This is a genomic window from Sphingopyxis sp. USTB-05 (genome assembly GCF_023822045.1).
In the GTDB taxonomy this organism is placed as follows: Bacteria; Pseudomonadota; Alphaproteobacteria; order Sphingomonadales; family Sphingomonadaceae; genus Sphingopyxis.
The window spans coordinates 393621-408864 of the sequence record NZ_CP084712.1 but is presented as its reverse complement, the minus strand read 5'-3'; the positions used below and the strand labels follow the sequence as shown (position 1 = coordinate 408864).

The following is a 15244-nucleotide window of genomic DNA, read 5'->3' as shown; positions in this document are numbered from 1 at the left end:
AGCGCATGATCACGGATATTATCAGCCCCCACGCCTTGCGCGGCCAGGTGGCTTTCATCACCGGCGGCGGCAGCGGGATCAATCTGGCCATCGGCAAGGCGCTGGCCCGGCTCGGAGCCAGTGTCGGCATCTGCGGACGCACGGCGGAGCGGCTCGACTCCGGGCGCAAGGAGCTCGAAGCGTGCGGCGCCACCGTCTTCACGGCGGTTGCAGACGTACGCGATGATGCGGCGGTGCAAGCTGCCGTTTCAGCCTGCGGTGAGGCGCTGGGGCCGATCAGCTTTGCGGTTTGCGGGGCTGCCGGCAACTTTGTCGCGCCGGCCGAAGCCATTTCGCCCAAGGGCTTCCGCACTGTGGTGGAGATCGACCTGCTCGGCGCATTCCATGCAGCGCATGCCTGTTTCGAGCAGTTGCGGCAGACACAGGGAGCCTTGCTGTTTGTCTCGGGCGGGCAGTCCTATGTGCCCTTTGCCTATCAGGCGCATGTCGGCGCGGCCAAGGCCGGGATCGACAACCTCATGGCCAATCTCGCGCTCGAATGGGGGCGCTTCGGGATCAGGGCGAACAGCATCGTACCCGGACCGATCGAGGGCACCGAAGGCATGAACCGGATGGGCGGGGAAAGCGCCGAAGCGATCTGGAAGGCGATGACGCCGCTGGGCCGGATGGGCAAGCTGGAGGACGTCGCCCATGTCGCGGCGTTCCTGGCCACGCCGCTCGCGTCCTACATTTCAGGCGCACGGATTGCCGTTGACGGCGGGCAGAACCTGACCGGTTCGCACGTGTTCAACCAGGCAATCGGCCAAGCGCTGGATGCAGCGAAGGGGGAAACGGCATGAAGTTCGTAAAGATAACCACCGTCCTGCTCTCGTTGATTGCCTTGCTGACCGGAGCGATGGACGTGATCGTGGGAGTGGCCGGGCAAGCCAACATCGGTGTCGGAACTGCAGCAGTGGCTCCGTTCGATCCGGTGCTCGACAGCCAGGTCCGGTTCCTAGGTGCGGTCTGGTTGGGATTGGGAGCGATCCAGCTCGTCTGCCTTGGTGACTTGCGCCGCTACGGTCTCATTCTCCAGCTTTGCTTCGCCATCGTGGTGCTTGGCGGGATAGGACGGGCGCTGTCGCTGCTGCAGGCGGGTCATCCGTCGAGCGATATCGGCACAGCCTTCATCGCTGTCGCCTTGGCCATCGAACTCTTGCTGGTGCCACTTGCATGGCTAGCCTTCCGGCGCGCAACATTGGCCGCCGACGAGGGCTTCGTTCGATGATCAAATGGCAAGCAACCAACGGCAACAAAGAACGGGTTGCTCGTCAACGCCATCAAAGCCCGATCCAGTGGGAAATCGCACTATACCGCGCCAAAACAAATACGGAACATTGACTCAAAGAAAAAGGTCGTGAGCCGAGTTTTCAAAGACGCCCGCAAGGCAGCCTATCTCAATCCGGAGGGAGCCGATAAGCCGCTTCGCAGCCCCGTGCCTCTCGACACGCTCAGGGCCGCCCGCGCCTATCGCAAGCAGCGCTTGGTTGACCAGGTTATCAAGCATGATTGCGCGGCCATCCTGCTCTTCGATCCGGTCAACATTCGATATGCGCTGGATGTGTCGAACATGCAGTTGTGGGCGACACACAACCCGTTCCACTATGCATTGGTCTTCGCTGATGGCCACGCGATTGATTTCGAGTATCCCGGTGCCGAGCATCTCGCGAAAGGACTCGAGACAGTCGACGAGATCCGCATCGCCAATCCGTTCTTCTATATGTATTCCGGTCCCTATCTTGAGGAACGGGCGGAACAATGGGCTGCGGAAATCGCTTCGGCAGTGCGCGAGCGTGGTGGCGGCAACCTCAGGCTTGGCACCGACAAGCTCGAACTTCCGGGCGCCGATGCGCTACGGCGGCAAGGGCTGACGTTGGTCGAAGGCCAGCAGATGACCGAGCAGGCCAGGCTGATCAAGAGCCTCGATGAGATCGAACTGATGCGCTGGACGATTCGAGTGTGCGAAGCAGGAATGGCGCGGATGTATGAGCACTCGCTCCCCGGCAAGACCGAGCAGGAAATCTGGGCGGAACTTCATTACGAGAATATCCGGTCAGGTGGCGAATGGCTGGAAACCCGACTCCTGACTATCGGAGAGCGCACCAATCCTTGGTTTCAGGAATGTTCCGATCATGTCGGCAAGTTGGGGGATATGCTAGCTTTCGACACCGATATGATCGGACCCTATGGTTATTGCGCGGATCTTTCGCGATCCTGGACCATCGGCCACACACGGATGACCGATGAACAGAGCACGTTGTACAGCACCGCACTCGAACAGTTGCTTCACAACGCCAACTTGATCCATCCGGGCATGGAGTTCCGGGAGTATATGGAAAAGACTTGGCGGATTCCCGAACGCTTCATGGCCAACCGCTACTCCTGCGCATTGCACGGTGTCGGCATGGCTGATGAATATCCCGGCGTACCCTATGCTACCGACCCAGCCGACCTGTTGCCCGGCCGGTTTGAAGACGGCATGGTCTTTTGCGTTGAGAGCCTGATCGGCGAGCAGGGAGGACGTGAATGCGTCAAACTAGAAACCCAGGTTCTCGTGACACCTAACGGCACAGAACGGCTCGACAGTTTTCCATGGGAAACACGGTGAGCGGCCAGACCGCTCAGCTTTGCCCTGATTGCAGTCAATAGTATACTAACATCGGCATGGGAGGGCGTAGTTGACGTTTACATGACGATAATTCGCAACTAGCAACCCATTTGGTATACTAGGATCAGAGGCCACCATGGCAAACACCAACGCAGACTGGGCGCATCGGGCAGCAAGAGTACTGACTGGTCCACAGAGCAACCTCGCGCCCGCATTGCCGATTGCACCCATTTTCGCACAGCGCGCGGCCGGCCACCGCATCTTCGATGTTGAGGGTCGAGACTATATCGACCTCGCCCTGACCATGGGCCCTTTGATCTTCGGTCACGGGTATCAGCCTTGGATCGCGGCAGTCGATGCCCAGCTCCGAACGCTGCCGTCCCCCTTACCCGGCCAGTTCTACTCGCCGCTCGAAGTCGAGCTCGGCGAGCGCATGTCCAGCGCGATACCTTGCGCGGAACTGGTTAAATACGGCCTGTCAGGATCCGAGGTCGTGCAGCTCGTGTTCCGCCTTGCTCGGGCATTCACGAACCGGCCTTACGTGCTCCGTTTCGATGGCCACTATCACGGCTGGATGGACAGTGTTCTGGGTGGATCAATCAACCCCGACCCAGACGCACCGCCACACCCAATCGATCTTCCGGGAACTGCGGGCGGCTTCAATACGTCTACCGAAGGTCGATCACCGGTGGCACTCCTCGACCAATACAAGATCAAATGGAACGATGCAGATGCGCTGGAAGCGTTGCTGGAGCGGTACGGCGACCAGATCGCCCTGGTGCATATGGAACCGATCATGTGCAACTTCGGTGGTTGCCCGCCCCGCCCGGGCTATCTCGAAGCGGTTCGCAAGCTTTGCAATCGCTTCGGCGTTCTGCTGTGCTTCGACGAGGTGATTACGGGCTTTCGGGTGGATCTGGGCGGCGCACAGAAGTTGTTTGGCGTAACGCCGGATCTCGCCACCTATGGCAAGGCGATTGCTGCCGGACTGCCATTCGCGGCTGTGGCTGGCCGAGCCGATATTATGGGCCTTCTCAGCGATCGCAGGGTTGTTGGGGCCGGTACGTTCAACTGCTTCCCCTTGGGAATGGCGGCGGCGATCGCAACCTTTGATCTCCTCGCAGAGGATAACGGAGCATGGTTTGTCAATGTCGACCGCATCCAGACCCGATTCAGGCAGGGGCTGCGCGAAATGGCTGCCGCGCACGGCCACGACGACCTGTTCCTGCAAGGACCGCGGGGCCAGATCTACGTCGATTTCCTCAGGGCCGATGCCGCCTATTCCCCGGCCGAACTGGAAGCCGCCGATGCAGCCCGGCGCGCCACCTTCCGCGTGATCTGCATGGAGGAAGGCCTGTCGATCGGCGCCGGCAGCCGGATCTACATTTCGGGGACCATGTCGGAGGAGGATATCGCTGAAGCTCTGGTGCGGTTCGACCGAGTGTTCTCACGGCTACCCAGACCCACTGGCTAGGCTCAGGAGCCATTCGTTGACTGATGCCGGTGTGATTCAGGCTCCGCGAGGAGACTGGGCATGCGCGACCTGTCTTGGCTGACAGACGAGCAGATGGCGAGCCTTTCGCCATGTTTCCCCAAGAGCCACGGCGAGCCCCGAGTTGACGACCGGCGGGTGCTCAGCGGGATCATCTTCGTCAACCGGAATGGCCTGCGCTGGCGGGATGCGCCCAGAGAATACGGGCCGCATAAGACATTGTATAATCTCTGTAAACGGTTGGATGAGATGGACGTGTTCACTCAGATGATGGAAGGTCTATCTGCCCAGAAAGCCGAACCGCAGACCGTCATGATCGATGCAGCCTATCTCAAAGTCCACCGCGCGGCTTCCAGCTTTGAGGTAAAAGGGGATCTCGAGCGCCTGATCGGACGGACCAAGGCCAATATGCATAGGAAGTAGCACGGCGTGACTGATGCAAATGGGCGCCCTTTGAGCTTCTTCGTCACGGCCGGCCAGGTCAGCGATTATACCGGTGCCGCGGCCTTACTCGATGACCTGCCCCCGGTGGTCCCGCGGTCATAACGAGAGTCCGCCGGTTTGATATTCGTGCTGCGGCCCCGGCACAAGCGCGCCGGGTGGGACAATTTGCCCAAGGCCAAGTGCATGCTCACCGACCGCGGCTATGACGCTGACTGCTTCCAAGATGCCCTGGAGCAAAAAGAGCATTAGATCGTGCATTCCAGGCCGCAAATCCCGATCTCTGCCCGTCAAAAACGATAAGCAGGGGGACCAACGGCGTTACCGCATCGAGATCATGTTCGGCCGCCTGAAGGACTGGCGCCGCGTGGCAACGCGATATGACCGTTGCCCAACCGTCTACTTCTCCGCCCTCGCACTGGTCGCCACCGTGCTCTTCTGGCTGTGATCAATAAGTCTTGAGCTTAATGGCAACTGATGACCACGGTGTCCGGAGCGCGATCTAATGGGCACTGTTCCTGCCAATGCGCGACATTGAGCACGCTGCCATCTTCGCGCACCATGCCGACCGCAGCGAGATCGACCTCGGCATACACCCAGCCCGGCTGGTCAAGCACACCTTGTGCAATTACCCCGTCCTCGGGAAACCCGCAATCCGGCGGACCGTAAACCGCCGCCGCCCCGCGATTGACGTCGACCGCCGGTGACCAGTCCGCTGTGCCCACGGTGGGTGACTGCACGGTGTAGCACTGCCCTTCGAGCGCCCTTGCCTGCGATCCGATCCTCACGCGGTGATATCCGTGCAGGCTGTCGGTGCAGGAGGGGACGAGCAGGATCTCCGCCCCCGCTTCGACCAGCGCGCGGGCGATCAGCGGGAACTCGCTGTCGTAGCAGATGCACACCCCAATCCGGCCAAGCGCGGTGTCGAACAGGTTGAGTGAATCTCCGCCGACGATGCCCCCCTCCTCCCGCTCAAAGCGGGTCATGATGAACTTGTCCTGCACGCCCACCATCCCGCCGGGCGTAAACAGGCGTGCGCGGTTGCGGAACCTTCCGTCCGGTGCCTGCCACGGCGCGCTCGCAGCGAGGATGTGGACCCCGAAGCGCGCCGCGAGTTCGGCGTGCAGCGCATCGACCTCGGGCAGCAGCGCCGCGACGAAGGCGATCGAACCTTGCAGATCGCCCATCGTGGCCGGTTCGAGCGAGACCAGCTCCATCGCGCCATATTCGGGGAAGACCAGGAGGGATGCCCCGCCCTCGGCCGCCTCGCCGACCCAGCGGGTGAGCTTGTCGGCATAGGCCTCCCAGCTAGCGAGCGCCTCGATGGGATATTGCGCCGCAGCGATGCGGAATGGGCTCACCATTGGCGCATCCAGACCTGCAAGGCCTTGGCGGACGAGCTGTCTTCGCCAACTTCCTTCCAGTCCATCGCCACCGTCAGCCCATCGACGGGCGCATAGCCGCGCGCGCGCCAAAAGGGATCGAGCGGACGGTAGTCGGCAGGGCGCGCGGGGTGATCAGCCGGGCGGAGGACCGCGGCAAAGGCAGCGCCACCCGCGCCCGCTTCACGCGCCGCCTGCTCGCGCGCGTCGAAGAAGGCATGGCCGAACCCGCGCCCGCGATATTCCGGGAGCAGGACGGACTCGCCGAAGTAGAACAGCGTCCCGGGATCGAAGCCAGCGTCCGCAAACTGCGCGCCAAAATCCTCTCCCTGATCGCGCATCGGCGAGGCCGTGGCCGCCCCGATGATCGCCTCGCCGTCGCGCGCGGCGACCAGCACCGCATCATCCGAGCCGAAGAAGTCGGCAAGGTATGCGGTCTCGTCGGCGACGGTGCCGTCGTAGAGATAGGGGTAGGCGCGGAACACGGCGATCCGCAGCTGCGCGAGGCTGCCCAGCGCCGCAGCGCGTTCGGCCGCGCGCAGGATGCCAATCGTCAGCGTCACGCTGCGACCTGACGGGTCCAGTCGGCGAGGTTGTAGTAAACCGAAACCCGCGCAATCCGGCCGTCCGCGATATCGAAGAAGGCCCCCACGGGAAGGACATAGGTCTGCCCCTGTGCTTCCGTCAGGCCCTCGTCGGTGACAAGATATTGGCCATGCACGACGAACTCCGCCGCCGCACGCTGACCCGTCTCGTCGACCATGATGACGATATCGGTCAGCCGCTCACGATAGCAGCGGTCCATGTGGACAAGGAAAGCGGCGAAAGCCGCCTTGCCGCTCTGCCGCTCGCCCTGGTTGATGTCATGCGCGACATCCTCGGTCAGGCAGTCCAGCATCCCGGCCGCATCGCCTTTGTTGAAGGCAGCGTAGTAGCTTTCGATCAGGTCGCGTGTCTCGTTCGGCATGGCTCGCTTTCGTTTCTGGGAATCGGCGCGTCTAATCCGGCGCGCCGCGAGCGTGCTGCGTAGCTTGCGCGGCGAGAAGATCAACTGCGCGGCGGGCTATAGGGGACAGGGCCGCGCGGTCATCGGCAAGGATTGCGGCGCGCATCCGAGGGTCCCAGAACCGGGTGATGTGCTCCGCCGTGGCCGCCGCCGCCGCTTCCTCGCCCCGCACCGCCAGGTTGCGGGCGATCTGGTCGGCCATCTGGCGCAGGCGACCCAAATCCATGCTATTCGGCCTCCTCGGCAGTCGCGATCCGGCGCGAGCGTTGCGACATCGCCTCGTAATCCTCCTGCCAGTCGGTCGGCCCGTTGGAGGGCATCACCTGCACCGCCGTCACCTTGTATTCCGGACAATTGGTGGCCCAGTCGCTGAACTCGGTGGTGACGACATTGGCCTGCGTCGCGGGATGGTGGAAGGTGGTGTAGACCACGCCCGGCGCCACGCGCTCGGTCACGGTGATGCGCAAGGTCGTCTCTCCAGTGCGGCTCGACAGGCGCGCCCAGTCACCATCCTTGAGCCCGCGGTTCTCGGCATCTACGGCATGCATCTCGAGCCGGTCTTCGGGATGCCAGGCGACATTGCCGGTGCGGCGGGTCTGCGCGCCGACATTGTATTGCGAGAGGATGCGCCCGGTGGTCAGCAGCAGCGGATAGCGCGGGCCGGTCTTCTCGTCGGTGGGGACATAGTCGGTCACCACGAAACGGCCCTTGCCGCCTGTGAACTGCGCGACATGCATCACCGGCGCGCCATCGGGAAAGGCTTCGTTGACCGGCCATTGCAGCGAGCCGCATTGATCGAGCCGGTCGAAGGAGACGCCCGCGAAGGTCGGCGTGAGGCGCGCGATCTCGTCCATGATCTCGCGCGGGTGCGTGTAGTTCCAGTCGATGCCCATCGCCTGCGCGAGGAGCTGCGTCACCTCCCAGTCCTCGTAGCCGTTGGCGGGCTCCATCACCTTGCGCACCGGCTGGATGCGGCGTTCCGCATTGGTGAAGGTGCCGTTCTTTTCGAGGAAGGTGCTGCCCGGCAGAAAGACGTGGGCGTAGTTCGCGGTCTCGTTCAGGAACAGGTCGTGGACAATGACGCATTCCATCGCGGCGAGCCCCGCGGCCACAAGGCGCGTGTTGGGATCGGACTGGAGGATGTCCTCGCCCTGCACATACAGCGCGCGGAATGACCCATCGAGCGCGGCGTCGAGCATGTTCGGAATGCGCAAGCCCGGCTCGCGGTCGAGCGTCACGCCCCATTCCGCCTCGAACAATGCGCGGGTGGCTTCATCGGAAACGTGGCGATAGCCGGGCAATTCGTGCGGAAAACTGCCCATGTCGCAGGCGCCCTGCACGTTGTTCTGTCCGCGCAAGGGGTTCACGCCCACACCCGGGCGACCGATATTGCCGGTCGCCATGGCGAGGTTGGCGATGGCCATGACGGTTGACGAGCCTTGGCTGTGCTCGGTGACGCCGAGGCCGTAGTAGATCGCGGCATTGCCTCCGTTGGCATACAGCCGGGCGGCTGCGCGCAGGTCTGCGGCAGGAACCCGCGTCACCGGTTCGAGCGTCTCGGGCGCATGGCGCGGATCGGCGACGAAGGCGGCCCAGTCGCCAAAGGCAGCGACATCGCAGCGTTCGCGCACGAAGGCCTCGTCCACCAGCCCATCGCTGACGATGACGTGGGCCATCGCGGTCAGCACCGCGACATTGGTGCCGGGCTGGAGCGGCAGGTGGTGCGCGGCCTCGACATGCGGGGACTTCACCAGGTCGATCCGGCGCGGGTCGATCACGATCAGCTTCGCGCCCTGCCTGAGGCGGCGCTTCATGCGCGAGGCGAAGACGGGGTGCGCGTCGGTCGGATTTGCGCCGATCACGAGGATGACGTCGGCCTGCATCACGCTGTCGAAATCCTGCGTCCCCGCGCTGGTGCCGAAGGTGGTCTTGAGGCCGTAGCCGGTCGGCGAGTGGCACACCCGCGCACAGGTATCGACATTGTTCGATCCGAACCCGGCACGCACCAGTTTTTGGACGAGGAACGTCTCCTCGTTGGTGCAGCGGCTGGAGGTGATCCCGCCAAGCGCCCCCGCACCGTGCTCGGCCTTAATTGCCTGAAGCCGGCGCGCGGTGAAGGCGATCGCCTCCTGCCACGAAACCTCGCGCCACGGCTCGTCCACGCGCTCGCGGATCATGGGCGAAAGGACCCGGTCCTGATGGTGGACATAGCCCCAGGCAAAGCGTCCCTTGACGCAGGAATGGCCCCGGTTGGCCTTGCCGTCCTTCCACGGCACCATCCGTACCAATTGCTCCCCGCGCATCTCGGCGCGGAAAGTGCAGCCCACGCCGCAATAGGCGCAGGTCGTCACCACCGCGCGTTCGGGCTTGCCGATCGCGGTGACGGCCTTCTCCTGTAAGGTTGCGGTCGGGCAGGCCTGCACGCAGGCCCCGCAGCTGACGCAGTCGCTAGAGAAGAAGGTGTCGATCTCCTGCCCTGCGCTGATCATCGAGGCGAAGCCCCGGCCCTCCATCGTCAGAGCGAAGGTGCCCTGTACTTCGTCGCAGGCGCGCACGCAGCGCGAGCAGGCGATGCACTTGGAGGGGTCGAAATCGAAATAGGGGTTGGACGTATCGGGCGCGAGGCCGAGGTGGTTTGCGCCCTCGTAACCAAAGCGCACATCGCGCAGGCCCACCTGTGCGGCGGCATCCTGCAACTCGCAGTCGTTGTTGGCGCTGCACGTCAGGCAATCGAGCGGGTGGTCGGAGATGTAGAGCTCCATCACCCCCTTGCGCAGCTTTTGGAGGTGCGGGGTCTGGGTACGGACCACCATGCCCTCGGCAACCGGGGTGGTGCACGAAGCGGGCGTGCCGCGCGCGCCCTCGATCTCGACAAGGCACAGGCGGCACGAACCGTAGGCTGCGAGGTTGTCGCTGGCGCATAGCTTGGGAATGCTGCCACCGGCCAGGCCGGCTGCTCGCACGACACTTGTGCCTGCCGGGACGCTGACCTCGCGTCCGTCGATGGAGAGCGTCACTGTGCTATCGCTGACGACCTCGGGGGTGCCGAGATCAGGCTGCCGTTCATACCGCATCGCGACCCTCCTCCGCCAACGCGCAGGGCTCGAACACCAGCATCGTGTCCCGCCGCGCCAGTGCAATCAGGTGCAGGCCGGCCTGGCGGGCGCGTTCGACCGCGAGGCTGGTGGGGGCCGAAATCGCCACCAGTACCGGACAGCGGGCGCGCACCGTCTTCTCGACCAGTTCATAGCTGCACCGCGCAGTCACGACCACGAAGCCGCGTGCCGGATTGATCCGCTGCCGGGCCAAGGCGCCAAACAGCTTGTCGAGCGCATTGTGGCGCCCGACATCCTCACGCAGGCAGAGGATATAGCCCTCGCGGTCGCAGAACGCTGCGGCATGCATCGCTCCGGTGCGCAGGCCCTCGGTCTGATGGCGATCAAGCGCCAGCAAGGCCCGTTCGATAGCCGCAGGCGCGGGCGCAGGTGTCGGCGCGAGCCGAGCGAGCGGGCGCAGCACTTCCTCGAGGCTTTCGAGACCGCATAGCCCGCAGCTGCCCTCGCTGACGCGCATGCGCACCCGATCGTGCAGCGGCGCCGCGCGCTCGGGCGAGAGCGTGAGCCGCAGGATCACACCACGCTCGACGCGCGCGGTTGCCGCCTCGATGATCTCGTCCGCAGCAGTGATGAACCCTTCGGACAGCGCAAAACCCGCCGCGAAGTCCTCAAGGTCGCTCGCCGATGCCATCATGACGACATAGGCGACGCCGTTCACCTCGATCGCGACCGGCACTTCCTCGGCCAGCGGCCGCAGGACCTGGCGACCGGGCATGCCGTCATAGGACACCTCAAGCGCCGCTGCCGTGCGCGAGGCCGAGGCCGCCAGGTCCTCGGGCCGGTTGATGTTGCGGATCGCCGGCACGCTGACCGGACGCGCAGCGACCGCCTCGGCGAAGGCGCGCATCGACCGGCTGCCCTCGCCCGCGCCCCGTGAGGCAGCTTCCTCGGCGGCTGCGACAGGCCAAAGCCCGACAACCGGTTGCTCGGCCACATAGGCGGGCGCGGGTGCCAGACGGACGGCTAGGTCGTGCGGCAAGTCGAGGCAGTCGACCCCGCAGGTAAGGACCGCAGAATAGCCCTCCTCGCGCCCGAATCGCAGCGCTGCCGCCACGCCGCCGAGCGGTCCGGCGCCCGCCTGCGGCCAGTCATCGATGTTGTGGCACTGCGCATTTGCACGCCCCACCACGATCACCGCGTCGCACTGCGCCTGCAACGCCGCGACGGCATGCTCTAGCAGGGTCGCGCCGCGGCTCATCGCCAGCGCCTTGTCGCTGCCGAAGCGCCGCGACTGCCCGCCTGCCAGCACCGCGCCAAGGATCATGTAAAATCCTCCGGCCAGTGCTTCAGCGCCGAACGGACGGGGTAAGGCGTGAAGCCGCCCAGCGCGCAGAGCGAGCCGAATTGCATCGTCTCGCACAGGTCTTCCAGCAATTGCAGATCTTCAGCGCGGCTGCGGCGGTCCTTGCGGGCATTGTGCATCTGGGCCAGCGCCTCGACCGGATCGGCATCGCGCCCGCCCGCCCTGATCCGGTCGATCAGTTCGACGCCGCGGGTCGAACCGATCCGGCAGGGCGTGCACTTGCCGCAGCTTTCGGCCGCGCAAAATTGGAAGGCGAAGCGGGCGAGGGCACCCATGTTTGCCCGGTCGTCGAACACCACCACGCCGCCATGGCCGATCAGGGCATCGGCCCCGCCATAGGCTTCGTAATCGAAGGGCAGATCGAACTGGCTGGGGTGGATATAGGCACCGAGCGGCCCGCCGACCTGCACCGCCTTGACCGGCCGGCCGGAAGCGGTGCCGCCACCGATATCATGGATCAATTCGCTGAGGGTGATGCCGAAGGCCGTCTCGAACAGGCCGCCGTGCCGGACATTGCCGGCCAGCTGGATCGGCATGGTCCCTTTGGAACGGTCAATGCCCAGGCTGTCATAAAGGTTCGCGCCGCCGGGTACCATGATGTGCGGTATTGCGGCCAGCGTGAGCACGTTGTGTACCACCGTAGGGCATCCGAACAGCCCTTCGTGTGCCGGTAGAGGGGGCTTGGCCCGCACCTCGCCGCGCTTGCCTTCGATCGAGTTGAGCAGGGCGGTTTCCTCGCCGCAGACATAGGCCCCGGCACCGACCCGCACCTCGACCCGGAAGGGTGCAATATGCTCCTTGGCCAGTTCAATTGCCGCATTCAACTTGCTGATTGCATGCGGATATTCGCTGCGGACATAGATGTAGCCCTGCTGCGCTCCGACGGCTTGGGCGGCAATGGCCATGCCTTCCAGCAACTGGAACGGATCGCCCTCCATCAGCATCCGGTCGGCAAATGTGCCGCTATCCCCCTCATCGGCGTTGCAAACCACGTATTTCCGGGGCCCCTGAGCCTCCAGCACGGTCCGCCACTTGATCCCCGCCGGGAACCCGGCACCCCCGCGACCGCGCAGGCCCGAGTGGGTAACCTCTGCCACGACCTCTAGCGAACCCATTGATTTTACGCGCTTCAATGCTGACCAGCCACCGGTCGCGGCATAGTCATCCAGGCTCAACGGCCGCGTCTCTCCAGCGCGGGCAAAGGTCAGCCGTTGCTGCCGTTTGATAAAGGGATGGTCCGCGATCGGGCCGATCCGCTTGTCGGAGGTGCCAGCGAGCACCGCCGCAACATCCCCGGAAATCAGCGGTCCGAAGCCGTTTCCGTCGATCTCCGCCAGCGGCTCAAGCCAGTGCATGCCCCAGCTTGAAACCCGTTCGGCCGTGCAGCCCGCCGCAACGAAGGCTGCCGCCACGGCATCCGCCCCGCAGGCCAAGGCCAGGGCGTCCTCGCTGATCCGCACCACCGTCATGCCGATTGCAGCAGCTTGACGAGCGCCGCCGCATCCAGCCGGGCATGCAGATGATCGCCGATCCGGGCCGCCGGACCAACGCTGCACAGGCCCAGGCAATAGACGGTTTTCAGCCGCACCCTCTCGCCAGCGGCAGCCTCTGCCGAAGCAACCAGTTCCTCCACCCCGCGCGCCTGGCAGGCTTCGGCGCGGCACAGTTCGATACAGGGCCGCGGATCGGGTTCGGCCGAAAAGTCGTGATAGAAACTGACCACGCCGTGCACTTCGGCCCGGCTGAGATTGAGTTCGTGGGCAATGACCCGTTCCGCCTCGGCATCGACGCAGCCGAATTCGCGCTGGATATCGTGCAGGATCGGCAGTAGGGGCCCTTCGCGGCCCCGGTGGCTGGCGCAGATTTCGACGATGCGCTGGGCTCGCATCACGCCTTCAATCGCGCCGCATGCCAGCCGATGTGATCGGCCATGAAGGTTGAGATGAAGTAGTACGAATGATCGTAACCCGGCTGCATCCGGATCGTCGCCGGGATACCGGCCTTGCGGCAAGCCATGACCAGCAGCCCGGTCTTGAGCTGTTCGTGCAGGAAATTGTCGGTATCGCCCTGATCGACCAGCAGATCGGGCAGACGAGCACCATCCTCGATCAGGGCACAGGCATCGTACTCGCGCCAGGTCGACTTGTCGGGCCCCAGATAGCCGCCCAGTGCCTTCTCGCCCCAGGGGCAGTTCAGAGGGCTAACGATTGGGGAAAAGGCGCTGACCGAGCGGAAGCGATCAGGGTTGCGCAAGCCGATGGTCAATGCACCATGCCCTCCCATCGAATGGCCTGTAATCCCCTGACGCGCCATATCGACGGGGAAATGCCCACCGATCAGCGCAGGCAATTCCTGTTCGATGTAACTGCGCATCCGGTAATTGGCCGACCACGGCGCTTGTGCCGCATCGACATAGAACCGGGCGCCCTTGCCGAAGTCATAGCCTTCATCATCCGGCACCAGGTCGCCGCGCGGGCTGGTGTCCGGGGCAACGAAGATAACTCCATGCTCCGCGCAGGCGGCGCGGAATTCGCCTTTTTCGGTCACATTGGCATGGGTGCAGGTCAGGCCTGACAGGTACCACAGCACCGGCAGCTTCTGCCCCGGTGCGTGATCCGGCACGAAGACCGAGAAGGTCATCGGCGTGCCGGTCTCGGTCGACTGGTGGGTATAGACGCCCTGCGTGCCGCCATGGGACCGCCAGGCCGAGACCTGCTCCATCAGAACACCACGACCGAGCGGATCGACTTCCCCGCGTGCATCAGATCGAAGGCGGTGTTGATCTCTTCCAGCCCCATCACGTGGGTAATCATCGGATCGATCTGGATCTTGCCCGCCATGTACATGTCGACGATCTTCGGCACATCGGTGCGGCCCTTGGCCCCGCCAAAGGCCGTGCCGCGCCAGTTTCGGCCGGTCACGAGTTGGAACGGCCGGGTGGCGATCTCCTTGCCGGCTTCGGCGACGCCGATGATGATCGAGGTACCCCAGCCACGATGGCAGGCTTCCAGCGCGGTGCGCATCACTTCGGTATTGCCGGTGGCATCGAAGGTATAGTCCGCGCCGCCATCGGTCATCAGCACGATCTTGGCGACCACGTCCTCGCGGCTCATGCCCTTGGAATTGAGGAAGTCGGTCATCCCGAACCTGCGGCCCCATTCCTCGCGGTCTGGGTTGATATCAACCCCGATGATCTTGTTCGCCCCGGCCAGCCGCGCGCCCTGGATCACGTTGAGACCGATCCCGCCCAGGCCGAAGACCACGACATTGTCACCGACCTGGACCTTGGCCGTGTTGATCACCGCGCCGACCCCGGTCGTCACCCCGCAGCCGATGTAGCACGAGCTCTGAAAGGGGGCGTCTTCGCGGATCTTGGCAACAGCGATTTCGGGCAGGACAGTGAAGTTCGAGAAGGTCGAACAGCCCATGTAGTGGAAAATCGTCTGGCCCTTGTAGCTGAACCGGCTGGTGCCATCGGGCATCAACCCCTGACCCTGGGTGGCGCGGATCGCGGTGCACAGGTTGGTCTTGCCCGAGAGGCACGACTTACACTGGCGGCATTCCGGCGTGTAGAGCGGGATCACGTGATCGCCCGGCTTTACGCTGGTTACGCCAGGACCAACCTCGCGCACGATCCCGGCCCCTTCATGGCCCAGGATCGAGGGGAAGATGCCCTCACTGTCAAACCCGTCCAGCGTGTAGGAATCGGTGTGGCAGATACCCGTCGCCATGATCTCGACCAGCACTTCGCCAGCCTTGGGGCCCTCAAGGTCCACCTCGACGATCTCAAGCGGCTGTTTCGGTGCGAAGGCAACGGCGGCACGGGTCTTCATGTGGTACTCCTGAAACCTGAGAAG

At 64.1% G+C, this 15244-nt stretch carries 14 protein-coding genes and 1 pseudogene; 5 read left to right on the top strand and 10 right to left on the bottom strand.

Annotated features, from left to right (window positions below):
* Positions 1–5 precede the first annotated feature (5 nt).
* From KEC45_RS01885 to KEC45_RS01865, 5 genes and pseudogenes are all read left to right on the top strand, one after another.
* Positions 6–839, top strand: coding sequence for an SDR family oxidoreductase (locus KEC45_RS01885; RefSeq protein ID WP_252171414.1), 834 nt, complete (start codon positions 6–8; stop codon positions 837–839).
* On the top strand, positions 836–1267 hold the full coding sequence (locus KEC45_RS01880; protein WP_252171413.1) for a DUF4345 domain-containing protein: 432 nt from the start codon (positions 836–838) through the stop codon (positions 1265–1267). The genes KEC45_RS01885 and KEC45_RS01880 overlap by 4 nt, the downstream gene beginning before the upstream one ends.
* Positions 1268–1396: 129 nt before the next feature.
* Positions 1397–2647 carry a Xaa-Pro peptidase family protein gene (locus KEC45_RS01875; protein ID WP_252171412.1) on the top strand — a complete coding sequence of 417 codons (1251 nt, stop codon included), beginning with the start codon at positions 1397–1399 and terminating at the stop codon, positions 2645–2647.
* A gap of 136 nt (positions 2648–2783) precedes the next feature.
* The gene (locus KEC45_RS01870) at positions 2784–4121 is read left to right on the top strand and encodes an aspartate aminotransferase family protein (RefSeq protein ID WP_252171411.1); all 1338 of its coding nucleotides are present in this window, start codon (positions 2784–2786) and stop codon (positions 4119–4121) included.
* Positions 4122–4181: 60 nt separating this feature from the next.
* Positions 4182–5028 (top strand): annotated as a pseudogene (locus KEC45_RS01865) (IS5 family transposase).
* 16 nt (positions 5029–5044) lie between these two features.
* Here the strand turns inward: KEC45_RS01865 and KEC45_RS01860 are convergent.
* Genes KEC45_RS01860 through KEC45_RS01810 form a run of 10 tightly spaced genes read right to left on the bottom strand, consistent with a single transcriptional unit; the run spans position 5045 to position 15220 of the window.
* Positions 5045–5944, bottom strand: a complete 900-nt coding sequence (locus KEC45_RS01860; RefSeq protein WP_168454910.1) for a carbon-nitrogen hydrolase family protein — start codon at positions 5942–5944, stop codon at positions 5045–5047.
* Positions 5938–6525 carry a GNAT family N-acetyltransferase gene (locus KEC45_RS01855; RefSeq protein WP_252171410.1) on the bottom strand — a complete coding sequence of 196 codons (588 nt, stop codon included), beginning with the start codon at positions 6523–6525 and terminating at the stop codon, positions 5938–5940. The genes KEC45_RS01860 and KEC45_RS01855 overlap by 7 nt, the downstream gene beginning before the upstream one ends.
* On the bottom strand, positions 6522–6929 hold the full coding sequence (locus KEC45_RS01850) for a ketosteroid isomerase-related protein (protein ID WP_252171409.1): 408 nt from the start codon (positions 6927–6929) through the stop codon (positions 6522–6524). The genes KEC45_RS01855 and KEC45_RS01850 overlap by 4 nt, the downstream gene beginning before the upstream one ends.
* 31 nt (positions 6930–6960) lie before the next feature.
* Positions 6961–7194, bottom strand: a complete 234-nt coding sequence (locus KEC45_RS01845; protein ID WP_368389957.1) for a formate dehydrogenase subunit delta — start codon at positions 7192–7194, stop codon at positions 6961–6963.
* A gap of 1 nt (position 7195) precedes the next feature.
* Complete coding sequence (gene fdhF, locus KEC45_RS01840) at positions 7196–10042, bottom strand: formate dehydrogenase subunit alpha (protein ID WP_252171408.1); 2847 nt, start codon at positions 10040–10042, stop codon at positions 7196–7198.
* A complete protein-coding gene (gene fdhD / locus KEC45_RS21940) occupies positions 10032–11348 on the bottom strand; it encodes a formate dehydrogenase accessory sulfurtransferase FdhD (protein ID WP_368389956.1) in 1317 nt (438 codons plus the stop codon). The genes fdhF and fdhD overlap by 11 nt, the downstream gene beginning before the upstream one ends.
* Positions 11345–12856 carry an NADH-ubiquinone oxidoreductase-F iron-sulfur binding region domain-containing protein gene (locus KEC45_RS01825; RefSeq protein ID WP_252171407.1) on the bottom strand — a complete coding sequence of 504 codons (1512 nt, stop codon included), beginning with the start codon at positions 12854–12856 and terminating at the stop codon, positions 11345–11347. The genes fdhD and KEC45_RS01825 overlap by 4 nt, the downstream gene beginning before the upstream one ends.
* Positions 12853–13275, bottom strand: a complete 423-nt coding sequence (locus KEC45_RS01820; RefSeq protein WP_252171406.1) for an NAD(P)H-dependent oxidoreductase subunit E — start codon at positions 13273–13275, stop codon at positions 12853–12855. The genes KEC45_RS01825 and KEC45_RS01820 overlap by 4 nt, the downstream gene beginning before the upstream one ends.
* Entirely contained in the window at positions 13275–14108 is an 834-nt protein-coding gene (gene fghA / locus KEC45_RS01815) for an S-formylglutathione hydrolase (protein ID WP_252171405.1), read from the bottom strand. The genes KEC45_RS01820 and fghA overlap by 1 nt, the downstream gene beginning before the upstream one ends.
* Positions 14108–15220: an S-(hydroxymethyl)glutathione dehydrogenase/class III alcohol dehydrogenase gene (locus tag KEC45_RS01810; RefSeq protein ID WP_252171404.1), complete on the bottom strand. Its 1113-nt coding sequence runs from the start codon at positions 15218–15220 to the stop codon at positions 14108–14110. Before KEC45_RS01810 ends, fghA begins: the two co-directional genes overlap by 1 nt.
* Positions 15221–15244 lie beyond the last annotated feature (24 nt).

Excerpts from the sequence above, each read along its gene's own strand:
- KEC45_RS01885 (WP_252171414.1), top strand. The coding sequence starts at position 6 with ATGATCACGGATATTATCAGCCCCCACGCCTTGCGCGGCCAGGTGGCT.
- KEC45_RS01880 (WP_252171413.1), top strand. The coding sequence starts at position 836 with ATGAAGTTCGTAAAGATAACCACCGTCCTGCTCTCGTTGATTGCCTTG.
- KEC45_RS01870 (WP_252171411.1), top strand. The coding sequence starts at position 2,784 with ATGGCAAACACCAACGCAGACTGGGCGCATCGGGCAGCAAGAGTACTG.
- KEC45_RS01860 (WP_168454910.1), bottom strand. The coding sequence starts at position 5,944 with ATGGTGAGCCCATTCCGCATCGCTGCGGCGCAATATCCCATCGAGGCG.
- KEC45_RS01850 (WP_252171409.1), bottom strand. The coding sequence starts at position 6,929 with ATGCCGAACGAGACACGCGACCTGATCGAAAGCTACTACGCTGCCTTC.
- KEC45_RS01845 (WP_368389957.1), bottom strand. The coding sequence starts at position 7,194 with ATGGATTTGGGTCGCCTGCGCCAGATGGCCGACCAGATCGCCCGCAAC.
- fdhF (WP_252171408.1), bottom strand. The coding sequence starts at position 10,042 with ATGCGGTATGAACGGCAGCCTGATCTCGGCACCCCCGAGGTCGTCAGC.
- fdhD (WP_368389956.1), bottom strand. The coding sequence starts at position 11,348 with ATGATCCTTGGCGCGGTGCTGGCAGGCGGGCAGTCGCGGCGCTTCGGC.
- KEC45_RS01825 (WP_252171407.1), bottom strand. The coding sequence starts at position 12,856 with ATGACGGTGGTGCGGATCAGCGAGGACGCCCTGGCCTTGGCCTGCGGG.
- KEC45_RS01820 (WP_252171406.1), bottom strand. The coding sequence starts at position 13,275 with ATGCGAGCCCAGCGCATCGTCGAAATCTGCGCCAGCCACCGGGGCCGC.
- fghA (WP_252171405.1), bottom strand. The coding sequence starts at position 14,108 with ATGGAGCAGGTCTCGGCCTGGCGGTCCCATGGCGGCACGCAGGGCGTC.
- KEC45_RS01810 (WP_252171404.1), bottom strand. The coding sequence starts at position 15,220 with ATGAAGACCCGTGCCGCCGTTGCCTTCGCACCGAAACAGCCGCTTGAG.